This window comes from Hydrogenophaga borbori (assembly GCF_003417535.1).
Lineage (GTDB): Bacteria > Pseudomonadota > Gammaproteobacteria > Burkholderiales > Burkholderiaceae_C > Hydrogenophaga > Hydrogenophaga borbori.
Genome location: NZ_QVLS01000012.1, coordinates 109332 through 127038, shown reverse-complemented (window position 1 = coordinate 127038; position 17707 = coordinate 109332). Strand labels below are relative to the sequence as shown.

Genomic DNA, 17707 nt, shown 5'->3' with positions numbered 1-17707 from the left:
TGTCCCAGTATCCCTGCGCCGCCCAATGCGGGGCTTGACGCCAATCAACGAGAAAGCAAGCCGTGTACCTGGTCGTGATCGCTTGGATGTACGTCGTGCTGATGATGTCGGTGGCCGAGGCCACGAACACGACCGGCTCGGTGCTCGGGGCCATTGTGACCTTTTTTCTCTATGGGGTACTCCCCCTGGTCGTGGTCGTGTACCTGCTGCGCACGCCGCAGCGGCGCCGCGCGATCAAGGCGCGCGAAGCGGCCGAGGACGCGGCGCACGCGGCCGGTCGGGCGGCTCCCTCAGCCCAGCCAGACGCAGGCGGCGAAGCGGCCGGCGCCGCCGAGGCGGGCGGCGTCGCGCCGGTGCGAAAAGAACCTTGAGCGCTCGCTGACGGTGCACCAGCCGGCGCTGCCGTCGTTGCCATACAAGGAGCGCAAGCCGGCCGCCGACAGGCGCTGGCGCGCGAGCGCGGGCAGGTCCGCCCACCACTTGCCGCGCGTGGGGTGGGCGTGGAAGTGCGCGGCGGCCGCGCGGTCGGCGCTGACGAAGGCCTCCCACACCTCCTCTCCCACCTCGAAGGCCGTGGGGCCGATGGCCGGCCCCAGCCAGGCCATCACCTCGCCCGGACCAGCCACCTCGCGCAGCCGCTGGAGCGTGGCCTCCAGCACCCCGCCGTGCAGGCCGCGCCAGCCCGCGTGCGCGGCGGCCACGGCACGGCCGCTGGCGTGGGCGAACAGCACCGGCAGGCAGTCGGCCACCATGATGGTGGCGGCCAGGCCGGGCGTGTGCACCACGGCCGCGTCGGCCTCGGCGCCGTCGGGCGTGCCGGCGTCCAGCACCGCGACGCCCGTGCCATGCACCTGGCGCAGAAACACCGGGCGCGCCGGCGCGCAGAACGCGGCCAACCGCTGCCGGTTGACGGCGACGGCGGCGGGATCGTCGCGCACGTGGTCGCCCAGGTTGAAGCTGTCGAAGGGCGGCGCCGAGACGCCGCCCGCGCGCGTGGTGCACAAGGCGCGCACGCCCGCGGGCGCGGGCCAGTCCGGCGTGAAAACGGCGGCGGGGGTGTCCGGCGCCATCAGGCCGCGATGCCGCAACAGCCCTGGGCCATCAGGCCTCGGCGTCCGGACAGGCCGAGGGCTGCGCCTTCTGGAAGGCGTCCAGCGCCATGCAGGCCTCGAACGCGGCCATGGTGCGCGGCAGGCCACTGAAGTCGGCCTTGAAGCGCTGGCCGTTAAAAATCTGCGGCACCAGGCAGCAATCGGCCATGGTGGGCGTGTCGCCGTGACAGAAGCGGCCCGAGGGACCGGCGGCGAGCTGTTTCTCGAAGGCCTCGAGGCCGACGCGCACCCAGTGGCGGTACCAGTCGTTCTTCGGCTCCTCCCCCACCTTGAGCTCGTTGACGAGGTACTTGAGCACGCGCAGGTTGTTGATCGGGTGGATCTCGCAGGCCACGATCTGCGAGAGCGCGCGCACGCGGGCGCGGCCCAGGGCATCGGTAGGCAGCAGCTTCGCGCCGGCCTGGGTTTCGTCCAGGTACTCCATGATGGCCATGGACTGCGTCAGGCGCGTGCCGTCGCCGAGTTCCAGGGTGGGCACCAGGCCTTCGGGCAGCTGCTCGGACCAGGCCGCCTGCTTGTGCTCGCCGCGCGCGATGTGGATCGGCACGTACTCATAGGGCAGGCCCTTGAGGTTGAGCGCGATGCGCACGCGAAACGAGGCCGAAGAGCGGAAGTAGTTGTAGAGCTTCATGGCCCCCGAGGATAACCCCCGGGGGCTTCTGCACCGTGGCGCTCAGGCGCCGGCCAGCGCCGGGTAGTCGGTGTAGCCCTTCTCGCCGCCGCCGTAGAAGGTGGCCCGGTCGGCGGGATTGAAGGGACCGCCCTGGCGCAGGCGCTCCACCAGGTCGGGGTTGGCGATGAAGGGCTTGCCGAACGCCACCAGGTCGGCGCCATCGTTCAGCGATTGCTCGGCCAGCGCGAGGTCGTAGCCGTTGTTGACCATCCAGGCGCCCTGGCCACCGGCCGCGCGCCAGGCTTGGCGCAGCGCGGCGTAGTCGAAGGGCCGGTCCTCGATCTGGCGCGGACCGCCGGTGGCGCCCTCGATGACGTGCACGTAGGCCAGGCCCAGCGGGCCGAGCTCGCGCGCCACGTACTCGAAGAGCGGCTGCGGGTCGGCGTCGACGATGTCGTTGGCCGGCGTCACGGGCGACAGACGGATGCCGGTGCGGCCCGCGCCGATGGCGCCGACGACCGCCCGCGTGACTTCCAGCAGCAGGCGCGCGCGGTTCTCGATGGCACCGCCGTAGGCATCGTCGCGCTGGTTGGCGCCGGTCTTGAGGAACTGGTCGAGCAGGTAGCCGTTGGCGGCGTGGATCTCCACGCCGTCGAAGCCGGCCTCGATGGCGGCGAGCGCGGCGCGGCGGTAGTCGTCCACGATGCCGGGCAGTTCGTCGGTGCGCAGCGCGCGCGGCGCGGAGGTCTCCACGAAGGTCGGCACGCCGTCGACGATGAGCACGGTCTTGGTCTTGGCCGTGACGGCCGAGGGCGCCACCGGCGCGCCTTTGCCCGGCTGCAGCTCGGTGTGCGAGACGCGGCCCACATGCCAGAGCTGGGTGACGATCTTGCCGCCGGCCTGGTGCACGGCCTCGGTCACGCGCTTCCAGCCGGCGATCTGCTCGGGCGCGTACAGGCCCGGCACGTCGGCGTAGCCCTGCCCCTGGTGGCTGATGGCGGTGGCCTCGGTGATGAGCAGGCCGGCGCTGGCGCGCTGGCGGTAGTAGGTCGCCATCAACGGCGTGGGCACGGCGCCGGGCGCGCGGTTGCGCGTGAGCGGCGCCATCACGATGCGGTTCTTGAGTGCGATGTCGCCCGCGCGGGTGGGCTCGAACAGGGTGGTCATGGGCGGATTCTCCGGATGAAGGGGCGCGGCCCACAGGCCGCCGACACCCGCATTCTCCGGCCGCGCCGCAAAGGGCCTACGCCCCGTACGGCCAAGCGATTGGCGCTAACCGGCGCCGCCCCGCCAACCGCCTCAGCCCACCACCAGCTTCATCAGCGGCATCACGCGCTCGCTTTCGCTGCGCCGCTCCAGCGCCAGGCGCATGTTCATCTGCGCCACCTGGGTGTGCTCCACCGCCAGGGCCTGGGCGCGGGCGCCCTCGCCGCGCTTCAGGGCATCGAACAGCATGTGGTGCTGGCGGTGCGCATAGAGCATCCAGTCGCGGTCCATGGCCACGGTGCCCTGCATGGGCAGCATGGCCGAGGCCGGCGCGAAGGGCAGCTTGTCGTTCAGCACCACGGCGCGCTGCAGGGCGCGGTTGCCGCAGGCCTGCAGGATGAGCTCGTGGAAGCGGTCGTTCATGCGCGCGTAGGCCGCGTAGCTTTCCAGCGTGAGCGGGTCGTCGGCCAGCAGACGGTCGCCTTCGTCCAGCACGGCCTGCAGGTCGTTCTGCAAGGCTCGCGGTATCCCGTGTTCGGCCACCAGCCGCGCGGCCATGCCCTCCAGGTGGCCGCGCACGGCGATGGCGTCGACCACCTCCTGCGCGGTGAACTGGCGCACCAGGTACTTGCCGGTCTCGTTCGCCTCGACCAGGCCTTCCTGCTCCAGCGTCACCAGCGCGGCGCGCACCGGCGTGCGCGAGGCGCCCAGGCGCTCGGCCAGCTGTTGTTCGGCCAGCCGCTGGCCGGGCTCGAACTGGCCCGACAGGATCCAGTCGCGCAACTGCATCAAAACGGTTTCTTGCAAGCTCATGGTCGAAACTGTACACTGCATTTGCAAAACGGGATACCGTTTTAGACAGAACCCCCCACCCAAACCTTCCAGAGCCCCATGAAAGCTGAACTGAATCAACGCCTTACCCAAGTCGGCCCCGGCACGCCCGGCGGCAATCTGCTGCGCCGCTACTGGCAGCCCGTGGCCCTGGTCGACGAGTTCAACCCGGCGATCGATCCGGCCATGGCGGTTCGCCCGGTCAAGCCGGTGCGGGTGCTGGGCCAGAACTTCGTGCTGTTCAAGAACAGCGAGGGCCGTTTCGGCCTGCTCGACCGCGATTGTCCGCACCGCGGCGCCGACCTGGCCTACGGCCGCAACGAAGGCGACGGCCTGCGCTGCCCCTTCCACGGCTGGAAGTTCGACGTCGAGGGCCGCTGCCTGGAGACGCCCGCCGAGCCCGCCGGCAGCACCCTGTGCAAACGCGTGACGCAGAAGAGCTATCCGCTGATCGAGCGCAGCGGCGTGCTGTTCGGCTGGTTCGGCCCCGAGGGCATGGAGCCCCCGCCCCTGCCCGCGCTGGATTGCTTCAGCGCGCCCGACACCCACGTCTTCGCCTTCAAGGGCCTGTGGAACTGCAACTGGCTGCAGTCGCTGGAGGTGGGCATCGACCCCGCGCACGCGTCGTACCTTCACCGCTTCTTCAACGACGGCTCGCTCGACGACGCCTACGGCAAGCAGTTCCGCGGCGCCAGCGCCGGCGAGGTGGACGGCGAGCGCTGGCCCATGACGCGCGTGATGCGCGAGTTCGGCCAGCCCGAGATCCTGCACGAGCCCAAGCCCTGGGGCCAGCAGCTCACCGCGCTGCGCCGCCTGAACGACGAGCTCACCCACGTGCGCGTCACCAACTGCGTGTTCCCCCAGACCTTCGTGATCCCGCTGTCCGAGACGATGACGATCACGCAGATGCACGTGCCGGTGGACGACACCCACAACTACTGGTACGCCTTCTTCACCAGCTTCGACAAGGCCGTGGACAAGGACGCCATGCGCAAGCCGCGCCTGGACGCCGTGACCCTGCCCTTCTTCCAGCCCAAGATGGGCCGCCACAACGACTGGGGCTTCAATGCGAAGGAGCAGGTGGAGCGCACCTACCTGGGCATGGGCGAGGAAGACATCAACGTGCACGACCAATGGGCCTGCGAGAGCATGGGCGCCATCCAGGACCGCACGCGCGAGCACCTGGGCACCAGCGACAAAGTCATCATGGCCCACCGCCGCATGTTGCAGCAGGCCATCGACACGGTGGAACAAGGCGGCACCGCCCCCGGCATCGCCGACGCGGCCAAGCATGGCGACATCCATGGCCCCGACACCATCGACGGCTTCGCCCCCACGGGCGACTGGGACGCCTGGTGGCGCAAGGCGGTGAACGACCGCCGCGAGCGTTCGCCCTGGAGCGCGAAGGACGCGGCCACGGCGGGCGCCAAATGAGCTTCGCCGAACGCTGCGGACTCCACACCCCCGAGCGCGAAGCCGCCTGCCAGCGGCTGGAACGGCTGATCGCCGAGCGCGGCATCGAGCGCGTGCGCGTGGGTTGGTGCGACGCGCACGGCCTGCTGCGCGGCAAGACGCTGATGCCACACGCCGCCGTGCGCGCGCTGCGCCAGGGCGTGGGCATGGTGGGCACGCTGATGCTCAAGGACACCGCCGACCGCACCGCCTGGAAGGTGTTCGAGCCCGGCGGCACGGCCGACCTGCCCGGCTTCGCCGGTGCCTCCAACCTGCTGCTGCTGCCCGACCCCGAGAGCTTCATCGAGCTGCCCTGGTCGCCCGGCACCGCCTGGCTGCGCGCCCAGCCCTGGCATGAGGACGGCCGGCCCGTGGCCTTCGACAGCCGGCGCGTGCTGCAGGCCGCGCTGGAGCGACTGGCGCAGCGCGGCCTGGGCTTCACCACCGGGCTGGAAGTGGAATTCCACATCTACCGCCTGACCGACGCCACGCCCCAGCTCGACCCCGAACTGGCCGCCTGGCCGGGCCTGCCGCCGGCGGTGCAGATGGTGCACCCGGGCTACCAGCTGCATGGCGAGGCCATGACCGACATGGCCGAGGATGCCCTGCGCATCGTCGAACGCACCGCGCTGGGCCTGGGGCTGCCGCTGCAGTCGCTGGAGATCGAACTCGGCCCGAGCCAGGTGGAGGCCGTGTTCGACGCCACCGACGCGCTCACCGCCGCCGACCAGATGGTGCTGCTGCGCAACGGCGTGCGCCAGGCGCTGCGCCGCGAGGGCTACCACGCCACCTTCATGTGCCGGCCGCCCTTCCCCGGCATCATGTCCAGCGGCTGGCACCTGCACCAGTCGGTGGTGGCGCTGGACGGCGGACGCAACGCCTTCATGCGCGACGCGCCCGCGCCCGGCACCGACCCGCGCGACGCCACCCACACGCTCAGCGAACTGGGTGCCGGCTGGCTGGCCGGTCTGCTGGCGCACGCGCCCGCGCTCACGCCGCTGTGCACACCCACCGTCAACGGCTTCGGCCGCTTCCGCCCGAACGCGCTGGCGCCGCAGGCCATCCTGTGGGGCCGCGACAACCGCGGCGCCATGCTGCGCGTGGTGGGCGGCGCGGGCGACGGGGCCACGCGCATCGAGAACCGCCTGGGCGAGCCGGCGGCCAACCCCTACGTCTGCATGGCCGGCCAGATCCACGCCGGCCTGGACGGCGTCGACCAGCGACTGGCCGCCCCCCAGGGCACCGAGGCACCCTACGCCGAAGGCAGCCAGCGCATCCCCAACAACCTGGGCGACGCCCTGGCCGCGCTGCGCGCGGACGCCGCCATGGTCAAGGGCCTGGGCGAGACCGTGGTGAACCACTTCTGCCGCATCAAGCAGAACGAGTTGGACCGCCACGCCGCCGCCGAGGACAAGACCGACTTCGAACGCCGCGAGTACTTCTCGCGCTACTGAACCCCACGCACCATGATCAAGATCCGAATCATCAACGCCGACCAGAGCGAGACCGAACTCAGCGGCGCGCCCGGCAGCAGCCTCATGAAGGTGGCGGTGGACGCCGGCGTCAGCGGCATCGCGGCCGACTGCGGCGGCACCCTCACCTGCGCCACCTGCCACGTCTACGTGGACCCCGCCTGGGCCGACAAGCTGCCCGCGCCAGCCACCGACGAAAGCGACATGCTCGACTTCGCCGCCGCGCCGGTGCGGCCCGAAAGCCGCCTGTCCTGCCAGATCGTGCTGACGCCCGAACTGGACGGCCTGGTGGTCACGCTGCCGGCCAACCAGTATTGAAGTGGCACACTCCGGGGTCATGAACGCCTACGTCATCACCCCGCCCCCCACCGTCTCCGTGCCCGTGGTCGGGCGCGCCGAGCGCTTCCCGGTCCACCGCATCTACTGCGTGGGCCGCAACTACGAGGAACACGCCAAGGAGATGGGCTTCACCGGCCGCGAGCCGCCCTTCTTCTTCCTCAAACCGGCCGATGCCATCGTGGTGGCCGACGCCGGCCAGACGGCCAGCATCCCCTACCCGTCCCTGACCCAGAACCTGCACCACGAGATCGAACTCGTGGCCGCCATCGGCACCGGCGGCAGGAACATCAAAGCCGCCGACGCGCTCCAGCACGTCTTCGGCTACGCCGTGGGCCTGGACATGACCCGGCGCGACCTGCAGGGCGAGATGAAGAAGCAGGGCCGCCCCTGGTGCATCGGCAAGGCCTACGACCAGTCCGCCCCCATCGGCCCCATCACCCCGGCCGCCCAGGCGGGCAACATCGCCAAGGCCGCCATCTGGCTGCAGGTCAATGGCGCCGACCGCCAGCGCAGCAACGTCGGCAAGCTGATCTGGAACCTGGCCGAGACCATCGAACACCTCTCCGCCGCCTGGGAACTGCAGCCCGGCGACCTCATCTACACCGGTACCCCCGAGGGCGTGAACGCCGTCGTCAGCGGTGACACCCTGCACGGCGCGGTCGACGGCTTGGTGCCCATCACGGTCAAGATCGCCTGAAAACCGCCGATCTTGGGGTTTGACCTCTGATACAGGGGCACACCCAAGGTTTAAGCTTGAACCAGTTCACCAACCCCGGAGACCCTCCCATGATCCAGCGCAGAACCCTGCTTCAATCCGGCGCGGCCATCGCCCTCGGCGCCCCGGCGCTCACCGGCTTCGCCCAGCAAAGCGTCACGCTCAAGTTCCACACCTTCATGGCGCCCCAGTCCAACGTGTGGCTCAACATGCACAAGGCCTGGATGGACAAGGTCGAGAAGGACTCCGGCGGACGCATCAAGTTCGAGGCCTACCCTGCCATGACGCTGGGCGGCTCGCCGGTGCAGCTGTACGACCAGGCGCGCGACGGCGTGGTCGACGTCGTCTGGACCCTGCCGGGCAACACCCCGGGCCGCTTCCCGCGCATCGAGGTCTTCGAGCTGCCGTTCATGATGAACAACGCCGAGGCCACCTCCAAGGCCTACTGGGAGTACGTGCAGACGGTGGCCCAGGACGAGTTCAAGGAAACCCAGCCCATCGCGCTGCAGGTGCACGGCCCCGGCATGTTCCACATGCGCAACAAGCTCATCAAGACCGCCGACGACCTGCGCGGCTCCAAGGTGCGCGGCCCCACCCGCCAGATCACCAAGATGCTGGGCCTGCTGGGCGCCACGCCGGTGGGCATGCCGCTGCCGCAGATTCCCGACTCCCTCTCCAAGGGCGTGATCGACGGCTGCGTGATCCCCTGGGAGGTGGTGCCGTCGGTGAAGGTGCATGAACTCACCAAGTTCCACAGCGAATTCGCCCCGGCTGGCGGCGCGCTGTACACCACCACCTTCGTGATGGCCATGAACAAGGCCAAATACAACAGCCTGGCGCCCGACCTCAAGGCCGTGATCGACAAGAACTCGGGCATCGAGACCTCGGGTTGGCTCGGCAAGACCCAGCAGGCCGGCGACGCCGCCGGCCGCAAGGCGGCGGCCGACCTGGGCAACACCATCTACCAGATTCCCGCCGCCGACGCGCAGGAGTTCAAGCGCAAGGCCCGCCTGGTGGAGGTGGAGTGGATGCAGGACATGGACAAGCGCGGCTTCGACGGCAAGAAGCTGTTCGAGACGGCCAAGGCCCTGATCGAGAAGCACGGCAAAAAGGCTTAAGCCGCCCGATTGCTTGACCAGCCGGGGACATCCCCGGCTTTTTTTTGCGTTCCGCCCACTACACTGCCCCGATGCTGCGTCCGCCCGCCAAGTTCTGCCGCCACTGCGGCACCGCTGTGCAGATGCGCCTGCCCGACGACGGCGACACGCGCGAGCGCGCGGTCTGTCCGGCCTGCGGCACGGTGCACTACGACAACCCACTGAACGTGGTGGGCACGGTGCCCGCCTGGGGCGCCGAAGGGGACCGGGTGCTGCTGTGCAAGCGCAACATCGAGCCGCGCTGGGGCAAATGGACCCTGCCCGCTGGCTTCATGGAGCTCGGCGAGACCACCGCCGAGGGCGCGCTGCGCGAAACCGACGAAGAGGCCGGTGCGCAGATCGAGCTGGGTGAGCTCTTCACCCTCATGAACGTGCCGCGCGTGGGACAGGTGCATCTGTTCTACCGCGCGCGGCTGCTCAGCGAACGCTTCAACCCGGGGCACGAGACCATCGAGGCCCGGCTGTTCCGCGAAGACGAGATCCCCTGGGACGAGATCGCCTTTCGCACGGTGCGCGAAACGCTGCAGTGCTATTTCGCCGACCGCCGGCAGGGCCGCTTCGGCTTCCACACCATCGACATCGTGTGAGGCATGGCCAGCAACACGCCACTCGTGTTGCGCCTGGGGACGGCCCAGACCCTGGCCTGGGCCTCCAGCTACTACCTGCCGGCCATCCTGGCACGGCCCATGGCCGAAGGCGCGGGCGTGTCCGAGGGCATGGTGTGGACGGCGTTCTCGGCAGCGCTGCTGCTGTCGGCCGCCATCGGCCCGTTCGCCGGGCGCGCCATCGACCGCTTCGGCGGCCGGCCGGTGCTGGTCGCCAGCAACCTGGTCTTCGCCGCCGGCCTGGGCCTGCTGTCGCTGGCGGATGGGCCGGCGCCGTTGTTCGCTGGCTGGCTGCTCATTGGCGTGGCGATGGGCGGGGGCCTGTACGAAGCGGCCTTCTCGGCGCTGGTGCGCCTGCAAGGTGAGGCCGCGCGCGACGCCATCACCGGCATCACCCTGCTCGCGGGCCTGGCCAGCACGCTGGGCTGGCCCCTGTCGGGCTGGATGGAGGCGCAGTGGGGCTGGCGCGGCGCCTGCCTGGGCTGGGCGGCGCTGCACCTGCTGCTGGGCCTGCCGCTCAACGCCCGCCTGCCGCGCGCACTGGCCTTGCCACCCCCCCGGCCGCACAGCGACGGCCAGGAGACGGGCGCGCCACCACGCGCGCCCCGCCACGTGGCCTGGGTGCTGGCCTATGTGTTCGCCGCCACCTGGTTCGTCAGCACCGCACTGGCCTCGCACCTGCCGGCCATGCTCATGGCCAGCGGCCTCAGCCTGGCCGGCGCGCTGGCCGTGGGCGCGCTGGTGGGGCCGGCGCAGGTGGCCGGCCGCCTGCTCGAATTCGGCGGGCTGCGGCGCTTTCACCCGCTCGTGTCCGCGCGCGTGGCCGCCGCCATGCACCCCGCGGGCGTGCTGGTGTGGATGGCGGCCGGCGCGGTGGCCGCGCCGGTGTTCGCCATGCTGCACGGCCTGGGCAACGGCATCCTCACCATCGCCAAGGGCACGCTGCCGCTGGCCTATTTCGGCCCAGTGGGCTATGGCCGCCGGCAGGGCTGGATCGTCGCGCCCTCGCGCGTGGCCCAGGCCTTCGCGCCGCTGCTGTTCGGCGCGCTGGTGGAGCGCTGGGGCGCGCAGGCGCTGTGGGTGTCGGGGGCGCTCGTGGCCAGCGCGCTGCTGTGTCTGCTGTGGCTGCACCCTTCACCGGCCACCCCCAGGGCCTAAGGGTTCGCCCTGTCATTCCAAGGCGGGGGCTCCCACCGGCCGGCCCCGCGCTTGGACCGGCCATTGGCTTTAGTGCCTAGGCGTCTCATGTGACTGGAACATGAGCTGATGACTCCGTCACCCATGCAGCGTCGTGGTGATCACTGGAGTCGACATGGAAGAACCCGATCTGTCCACCTGGCTGCAGGACTGGCGACACGCCGCGCGCAGCGAAACGGCGCTCGGCATACACAGCCTGGACCCGATCGTCGTGTCGATCGACGACGACAACTGGGTCACCCTCTCGGCCACCGCGTCGCCCGAGATGCTGCGCCTGGACATGGTGCTCGACGCGGACCTGCCCGACGAGGTCATTCCCTGGCTGGTCCGCCAGATCCTGCACTGGACCTTCGACCACCCCTACGCCGAAACCGCCCTGCAATTCGCCCTCGCGCCCGACGCGACGCTCCTGGCCTACACCCACCTGCGCGTCTCGCCCGAGGACGACGCGCCGGTGGTCATGGACAGCATCCACACCGCGCTGGACCAGGCGGAGGACGCCTGGGGGCAGATCCTGGTCGACGCCCTGCTCAAGGCCCATCTGGACGAGCGCGTCCCGGCCGGCGAACCCGCCAGCCTCGCCGCCTGAGGGCGCCACGCCCATCACCCAACGCCCTCGCGCACGCATCGACATGAAGCACTGGACGCGACAGCCCTACGAACAGCACCGCCATTTGTGGTCGACGTCAGACTCGAGCACCCGCCGCCAGAGATCGGGCAACACCCCGTCCGACGAAGCATCGTCGGAGGAGCTCGCCACCCCCCTGCTCCAGCAACAGGCGGCCCAGCACATCGCCTTGGCGCACGCCTGTCCGTCCTGGCGCCACCCAAGGGGGAGCGCCAGCTTCGGTGCGATTCACCCGCCGGACGGTGCCATGCCCGTGCACACCCCGCTGGCGCTGCCCGCCCTGCCAGACGCCCCCGGCATGGCCGGCACCCAGTCTCTGATGCCCTGGGCGCCCCCGCCACGGCTCCCCGGGGACATGGCGGCGGAGATCACGCAGAACCAGCGCCACCGCGTGGCATTGACAGTGCACAACAAGAGCGTGGTCTATGGGCTGTGGGCGCTCACGGCGATTGGCCAGGTGATCCTGGCCAGCGTGAGCGCGGGCGCGGGCGTGGGCGGCCAGGCCTCTCCGGCGCCCGCCTTCCTGAGGAGCTTCTTCTCCTTTTACGACGGCTTCATCGTCAACAGCGACCACCGCTACGCCCATCGCGACTACCAAAAGGTGCAGGGCCTGCTCGAACAGGCCCTGGAGGACTGGCGAACCATGGCCCGGCAGGTGAACGGGCAGCCGCTGGACGAAGCCTCCGAGCAGCTGCTGGCCGCGACCCGCTACGCCGTGACGCTGCTGGCCGAGGTGTTGAGCGGGATCGAGTCGACCTTCCTCACCATCCCGCAGGCCAAGCTGCTGAAAGCCCATCGCGATCTGTCGCTGGCCGCCGAAGACAAATGGCTGGAGCGCCAGCGACTGCCCGATACGGTTCTCAACGCCCCCCAAAGGGCGGCGCTGGACCAGGAGATGCACGCCCTCCTGGATCAGCTCCATGCCTTGCCACACCAGCGCCACCCCCCTGCGACGCGCCGCGATCTCAAGCGCCTGCAACTGGAGGTCCGCCGAGGGGAACGTCGGATTCGCCGTCTGGAAAAGACGGCACCCCACGATCCCCAGCTGACCGCCCTGCGCGCCGAGCAGGCCGATCGGCAGCACCGGCTCGACCAGCTGCGACCCTTCTTCAGTCGAGGCCAGGGCATCGCCCTGCTGGGCGACCCCCGCGATATGGGGCTGCGGCAATTGGTGGAGATGCGCGATTGGGAGATCAACAAAATCACCGTGCCCGCCTCGGTGGCCTCCACGCTCACCGGCCTGATCGTGTCGAACCTGCACCTGGGCGCTCTGGCCTCACAAGGAACAGGCATTGCCGGCTCCTTGCTCGGCCTGTTGCTGACGCCGATCAGCTTCCGGTTCGCCGAACTCGACATGGAGGTCGCCCAACGGGAGCGCCTGAGCACCGCCGCCGGCATTCGCAGGGTGTTCGGGCGACTGGCGCACGCGGTCGCCCTCAAGAACGACATCGTCGGTGAGTCCGCCCAAGCCACCATCGGCAGGTACCTGGTTGACAACCAGATCACCACCTTGCGCGGCGAGTTCAAGGCGCACAAACAAACCCAGTGGTACACGGGCATTCGCGCGCTCAGGGCGCAGTGCGTGTTCCTGGTGACCACGCCGGTGGCGGCCATCGTCCTGGGCAGCGTGGCCCTGGCCCTGATCATCGTGGCCAACGTGGCCACGGCCGGCCTCGTGAGCGTGGTGGGCCTGGGCATCACCGCCGCGGTGCTGGCGCCGTTCTATGCCAGCATCTGGCACCGGCTGCGCAAAGCCAAGCAGGCCAAGGACCACGACAAGCAACAGCTGCGCATCGAGCAGCACCTGCAAAAGGTGCTGGGCACGGACTACACCCAGTGGATCTACACGCTGTCCGACACCGAGTTCGATCGGCGCATGCAAGTGGCGAGGCTGAGCGCGCCCAAAGGCTTGCGCCAGGGGCTGGAGCGCCAGGCCTTGCTCAAGCACAACAAATTCGTCGCCATCGAATGGCTCTCGCGCGATCTCTTGGGCGCCGCGCAACAGGCCGGCCTCAAGGGTGAGGCCGTGCGCGAGTGCTTCGCGGCACAGATGCTGCGCAAGATGGGCATGTCCGACGACGATGTCGACTACCTGCGGACCTGCCTCCCCCACTGCCGTGATGAGCAGCACTACCTCAGCGTGTGCCGCAGCACCATCGCCGCCAAGGTGTACAAGACCCGTCACTTTCAGTCCGATCGCCTCCCGTTCCACAAACGGGCGGCCTCCGTGGAAGACACCCACCAGGCGCTGCTGGCCCTTCTGGACGATCCCGCCCATGCGGGCCTTCGGCAAGACCTGATCGGCGCGACCTCGCGCGATGCCCTGCATCCCTGGGGTGCGGCCACGACCCAGAAACGCCTGAACCGCGAGGAGTGCCTGGCCCGGTTCAGGGCCGCGCTGCTTGAAAAGAACATCGATCCGGACGACCTCGAGCGGTTCAGAACCGAGCGCACCGCCTTCCACATGGACTTGTCCGACCAAGTGACGACGACGGCGACGACGGCCACCACCACCATCACCACGACAACAACGACGACAACAAGGGTCATGGGCCACCAGCTCCAATGGCTGCTGGAGGTGCTGATCGACCCCAGCGAGCACGTACCGTCGCCGCGTTATCTGCAGCCCCTGGCCCAGGCACCCCAGGTCCAGGCGCCGTTGATGGGCCACGAGGTGCTGGTCGGCGCCATCCAGGAAGTCGGCCACACGAAACTGAAGCCCTGGTTGGTCAGAGAGCTGGAGGGCTCCAGCTTCCGCACACCCAATCCCATGGGCACGGCGGGACAGTTTCTGAAGCGGATCGATCAGCGCCCCGAGCTGATCGACGAGGTACTGATCGCTCTGAAGGCGTGGAAGCTGCGCGAACTGCGCAAACTGCCCGACCCACCCACCACCCCCCCGGGATTCAACAGCATGGACGACTGGTTGCTCGCGGCGTTGCGGGAACGCATCGACCACTCCCTGAAGCTCAGCGAAGGCATTGAGGCCAGCCTGGCCGACGGGCACAAGCACCAGGGCAAGCGGCTCCACCGCCACCTTGCCGACGGGTATCTGGCGGCCAAGGCCTGCGCGCAGCGCCAGGAGGCCCTGATGAACGGAACGGCCACCGCCCTGCATCCCGTCACCGGCTTTCAGCGCTGGATCCCCGTCGAGTAGAGGCCATGGACCTCGCCCATGGCGCGCTTCGGCTGGCACCACCGGTGCGGGCCTTCGCAAACAAAAAGGCCTTGCGATCACTCGCAAGGCCTTTTTTCTGGAACGGGGTTCCTGGTGGGCGGTGCAGGGTTCGAACCTGCGACCCCTGCCGTGTGAAGGCAGTGCTCTACCACTGAGCTAACCGCCCGATCAGCGCCGCTTGGCAGCGCTGTCGGAAGCCTTGCATTATAGCCAGATTTTCGGGCCGCTCTTTCAGGCCGCTTCCAGCCGGCGCCACAGGGTCTTGCCCTTGCTGGATTTGTCGAGTTCGGCCAGCACGCTGTCGTGGGCCTGGGCTTCCTGCTCGTTGGCGCGCAGCACGGGCAGGTCCAGGCGGCTCAGGTCCACCGCCTCCACCACCCCGCCCTCGCCTGGCGCGTCGGCCACCTCGATGAGCAAGGCGTCCTGGCCACGCGTCATGTTGATGTAGACGTCGGCCAGCAGCTCGGCGTCCAGCAGGGCTCCGTGCAGCGTGCGGCCCGAGTTGTCCACGCCCAGGCGGTCGCACAGGGCGTCCAGGCCGTTGCGCTTGCCCGGGAACATCTCCTTGGCCATCACCAGGGTGTCGAGCACACCGCTCACCACCTCGGTCACGCGCGGCAGGCCCAGGCGCCTGAACTCCATGTTCAGGAAGCCAATGTCGAAGGGCGCGTTGTGGATGATCACCTCGGCGCCGCGCAGGTACTCGAGCAGCTCCTCGGCGATGGCCGCGAACTTGGGCTTGGTGCGCAGGAATTCGTTCTGGATGCCGTGCACCTTGAGCGCGTCCTCGTGGCTGTCGCGCTCGGGGTTGACGTAGTGGTGCAGGTTGTTGCCGGTGAACTTGCGGTTGAGCAGTTCCACGCAGCCGATCTCGATGATGCGGTCGCCGTTCTCGGCCGACAGGCCGGTGGTCTCGGTGTCGAGAATGATCTGGCGCATCAGTGGTTCTCTTTGGCGTGATTGATCGTGTACTTGGGAATTTCGATGGTCACGTCCTGCTGGGCCAGGATGGCCTGGCACGACAGGCGCGACTGTGGCTCCAGGCCCCAGGCGCGGTCGAGCAGGTCTTCCTCGTCCTCCTGGGCCTCGTTCAGGCTGTTGTAGCCCTCTCGCACGATGACGTGGCAAGTGGTGCAGGCGCAGCTCATGTCGCAGGCGTGCTCAATGTTCACGCCGTTCTCGAGCAGGGCCTCGCAGATGGAGGTACCGGCCGGCGCGCTGATGGTCTTGCCCTCGGGCGCGTACTCGGTGTGCGGGAGAATCTTGATCGTGGGCATGGGGTTCTTCGACTCAGACTTCTTCGATCTTCTTGCCGGACAGGGCCTGCTGGATGCCGCGGTTCATGCGCTCGGCGGCGAAGGACTCGGTGCCTTTGGCCAGCGCCTCGATCGCGGCCTCGATGGCGGCGGCGTCCTCGCCCCCGGCGGTGGTTCGCAGCGTGGCCATGAGGGCGTCGATCGCATCGCGCTCATCGGCCCGCAGCAGATCGCCATCGGCCGCGAGCGCGGAGTGGGTGGCCAGCAGCAGGCGCTCGGCGTCCACGCGGGCCTCGACCAGGGCGCGGGCCTGCATGTCCTGCTGGGCGGTGGCGAAGCTGTCCTGCAGCATGCGGGCGATCTGCTCGTCGCTCAGCCCGTACGACGGCTTGACGTCGATGCTGGCCTCGACACCCGAGGTCAGCTCTTTCGCGGCCACGGCGAGCAGGCCGTCGGCATCGACCGTGAAGGTGACGCGGATGCGCGCCGCGCCCGCCGCCATGGGCGGAATGCCGCGCAGCGTGAAGCGCGCGAGGCTGCGGCAGTCGGCGACCAGGTCGCGCTCACCCTGCACCACGTGCAGGGCCAGCGCGGTCTGGCCGTCCTGGTAGGTGGTGAAGTCCTGCCCGCGCGCGGTGGGAATGCTGCTGTTGCGCGGCACGATGCGCTCGACCAGGCCCCCCATGGTCTCGATGCCCAGCGACAGCGGGATCACGTCGAGCAGCAGCAGGTCGCCGTCCTTGCTGTTGCCGGCCAGGGCATTGGCCTGGATCGCCGCGCCCAGCGCGACGACCTCGTCGGGGTTGAGGTTCACCAGGGGTTCGGTGCCGAAGAAGCCGCCCACCGTGCGGCGGATGACCGGCATGCGCGTGGAGCCGCCCACCATCACCACGCCCTGCACCTCGTCCTTGGACGTGCGCGCATCGCGCAGGGCCTTGCGCACGGCGGCCATGGTGCGGGCGGTGAGCGGCTCGGTGCAGGCCTCGAAATCGGCGGCGGTCACCGTTTGCTCCACCACGCGGCCCGCCAGCGTGGCACGGAACGGCACCTGCGCGTCGGCCGACAGGGCCTCCTTCACGCGCCGCGCCTCCTTGTGCAGCGCCGCGCGCGCGGAGGCGTCCAGCGATTCGATCGCGATGCCGTGGCGCTGCAGCACCCAGGCCGCGAGCGCCTGGTCGTAGTCGTCGCCCCCGAGCGCGGAGTCGCCGCCCGTGGCCAGCACCTCGAACACGCCGCGCGTGAGACGCAGGATGGAAATGTCGAAGGTGCCCCCGCCCAGGTCGTAGACGGCGTAGACGCCCTCGGCGCCGTTGTCCAGGCCGTAGGCGATGGCCGCGGCCGTGGGCTCGTTGATGAGGCGCAGCACCTCGATGCCGGCCAGCTTCGCGGCGTTCTTGGTGGCCTGGCGCTGCGCATCGTCGAAGTACGCGGGCACGGTGATGACGGCGCCGAACAGGTCGTCGGCGAAGCTGTCCTCGGCGCGGTAGCGCAGCGTGGCCAGGATCTCGGCGCTCACCTCCATGGGGGTCTTGCGGCCGGCCACGGTGTCGATCTGGGCCATGCCGTCCTGGTCGACCACCGCATAGGCCAGGCGGTCCACGTCGACCACCTGGTCGCGGCGGCGGCCCATGAGGCGCTTGACCGAGCTGATGGTGTTGGCCGGGTCGTCCACCTGCGCGGCCAGCGCGTCGTGCCCGATCTGGCGGCCCGAACCACCGGCCGAGGCCGGGAGGTAGCGCACCACGCTGGGCAAAATCACGCGGCCTTGCTCGTCGGGCAGGCATTCCGCCACGCCGTGGCGCACCGCGGCCACCAGGGAATGCGTGGTGCCGAGGTCGATGCCGACCGCCACCCGGCGCTGGTGCGGGTCAAGGGACTGGCCGGGTTCGGAAATCTGCAGGAGCGCCATCGGGGTTGTCTGTCTTGTCGGTATCGCGGGAACGGGA

Annotated in this window: 17 protein-coding genes and 1 tRNA gene; 10 read left to right on the top strand and 8 right to left on the bottom strand. The window is 69.6% G+C overall.

Going from position 1 to position 17707, the window contains the following annotated elements; translation table 11 throughout:
- Window positions 1-62 precede the first annotated feature (62 nt).
- Window positions 63-371 carry a hypothetical protein gene (locus tag DY262_RS17875; protein ID WP_116960441.1) on the top strand — a complete coding sequence of 103 codons (309 nt, stop codon included), beginning with the start codon at window positions 63-65 and terminating at the stop codon, window positions 369-371.
- On the opposite strand, the gene pgeF is transcribed toward DY262_RS17875, so the two are convergent.
- The 4 genes from pgeF to DY262_RS17855 form a co-directional block, all read right to left on the bottom strand.
- Complete coding sequence (pgeF, locus tag DY262_RS17870; RefSeq protein ID WP_116960440.1) at window positions 291-1070, bottom strand: peptidoglycan editing factor PgeF; 780 nt, start codon at window positions 1068-1070, stop codon at window positions 291-293. The two genes, DY262_RS17875 and pgeF, sit on opposite strands and share 81 nt — an antisense overlap.
- Before the next feature lie 31 nt (window positions 1071-1101).
- Entirely contained in the window at window positions 1102-1743 is a 642-nt protein-coding gene (maiA, locus tag DY262_RS17865; RefSeq protein ID WP_116960439.1) for a maleylacetoacetate isomerase, read from the bottom strand.
- Window positions 1744-1785: 42 nt separating this feature from the next.
- Window positions 1786-2892, bottom strand: coding sequence for an alkene reductase (locus tag DY262_RS17860; protein ID WP_116960438.1), 1107 nt, complete (start codon window positions 2890-2892; stop codon window positions 1786-1788).
- A 132-nt stretch (window positions 2893-3024) separates the two neighbouring features.
- The gene (locus DY262_RS17855) at window positions 3025-3744 is read right to left on the bottom strand and encodes a GntR family transcriptional regulator (protein ID WP_070397681.1); all 720 of its coding nucleotides are present in this window, start codon (window positions 3742-3744) and stop codon (window positions 3025-3027) included.
- Between the two features lie 78 nt (window positions 3745-3822).
- Here DY262_RS17855 and DY262_RS17850 point away from each other — a divergent pair, with 78 nt between their 5' ends.
- The 9 genes from DY262_RS17850 (at window position 3823) to DY262_RS17810 (ending at window position 14484) form a co-directional block, all read left to right on the top strand.
- Window positions 3823-5196, top strand: a complete 1374-nt coding sequence (locus tag DY262_RS17850) for a Rieske 2Fe-2S domain-containing protein (RefSeq protein WP_116960437.1) — start codon at window positions 3823-3825, stop codon at window positions 5194-5196.
- A complete protein-coding gene (locus DY262_RS17845; RefSeq protein ID WP_116960436.1) occupies window positions 5193-6668 on the top strand; it encodes a glutamine synthetase family protein in 1476 nt (491 codons plus the stop codon). Before DY262_RS17850 ends, DY262_RS17845 begins: the two co-directional genes overlap by 4 nt.
- A 12-nt stretch (window positions 6669-6680) precedes the next feature.
- A complete protein-coding gene (locus DY262_RS17840; RefSeq protein ID WP_070397678.1) occupies window positions 6681-7004 on the top strand; it encodes a 2Fe-2S iron-sulfur cluster-binding protein in 324 nt (107 codons plus the stop codon).
- Between the two features lie 19 nt (window positions 7005-7023).
- Complete coding sequence (locus DY262_RS17835) at window positions 7024-7722, top strand: fumarylacetoacetate hydrolase family protein (RefSeq protein ID WP_116960435.1); 699 nt, start codon at window positions 7024-7026, stop codon at window positions 7720-7722.
- Window positions 7723-7811: 89 nt separating this feature from the next.
- Complete coding sequence (locus DY262_RS17830) at window positions 7812-8858, top strand: TRAP transporter substrate-binding protein (RefSeq protein WP_116960434.1); 1047 nt, start codon at window positions 7812-7814, stop codon at window positions 8856-8858.
- 71 nt (window positions 8859-8929) lie between these two features.
- The gene (locus DY262_RS17825) at window positions 8930-9484 is read left to right on the top strand and encodes an NUDIX hydrolase (protein WP_070397675.1); all 555 of its coding nucleotides are present in this window, start codon (window positions 8930-8932) and stop codon (window positions 9482-9484) included.
- Between the two features lie 3 nt (window positions 9485-9487).
- A complete protein-coding gene (locus DY262_RS17820) occupies window positions 9488-10660 on the top strand; it encodes an MFS transporter (protein WP_116960433.1) in 1173 nt (390 codons plus the stop codon).
- Window positions 10661-10814: 154 nt separating this feature from the next.
- Complete coding sequence (locus tag DY262_RS17815; RefSeq protein WP_116960432.1) at window positions 10815-11288, top strand: hypothetical protein; 474 nt, start codon at window positions 10815-10817, stop codon at window positions 11286-11288.
- 286 nt (window positions 11289-11574) lie between these two features.
- Window positions 11575-14484: a hypothetical protein gene (locus DY262_RS17810; protein WP_116960431.1), complete on the top strand. Its 2910-nt coding sequence runs from the start codon at window positions 11575-11577 to the stop codon at window positions 14482-14484.
- Between the two features lie 112 nt (window positions 14485-14596).
- Here DY262_RS17810 and DY262_RS17805 read toward each other — a convergent pair.
- From DY262_RS17805 to hscA, 4 genes are all read right to left on the bottom strand, one after another.
- Window positions 14597-14671: transfer RNA gene (locus DY262_RS17805), tRNA-Val, on the bottom strand.
- A gap of 65 nt (window positions 14672-14736) precedes the next feature.
- A complete protein-coding gene (dnaQ, locus tag DY262_RS17800; RefSeq protein WP_181936554.1) occupies window positions 14737-15444 on the bottom strand; it encodes a DNA polymerase III subunit epsilon in 708 nt (235 codons plus the stop codon).
- Complete coding sequence (gene fdx / locus DY262_RS17795) at window positions 15444-15782, bottom strand: ISC system 2Fe-2S type ferredoxin (protein WP_070397671.1); 339 nt, start codon at window positions 15780-15782, stop codon at window positions 15444-15446. Before fdx ends, dnaQ begins: the two co-directional genes overlap by 1 nt.
- Window positions 15783-15795: 13 nt before the next feature.
- The gene (gene hscA, locus DY262_RS17790) at window positions 15796-17670 is read right to left on the bottom strand and encodes a Fe-S protein assembly chaperone HscA (protein WP_116960430.1); all 1875 of its coding nucleotides are present in this window, start codon (window positions 17668-17670) and stop codon (window positions 15796-15798) included.
- Between the last annotated feature and the right edge of the window lie 37 nt (window positions 17671-17707).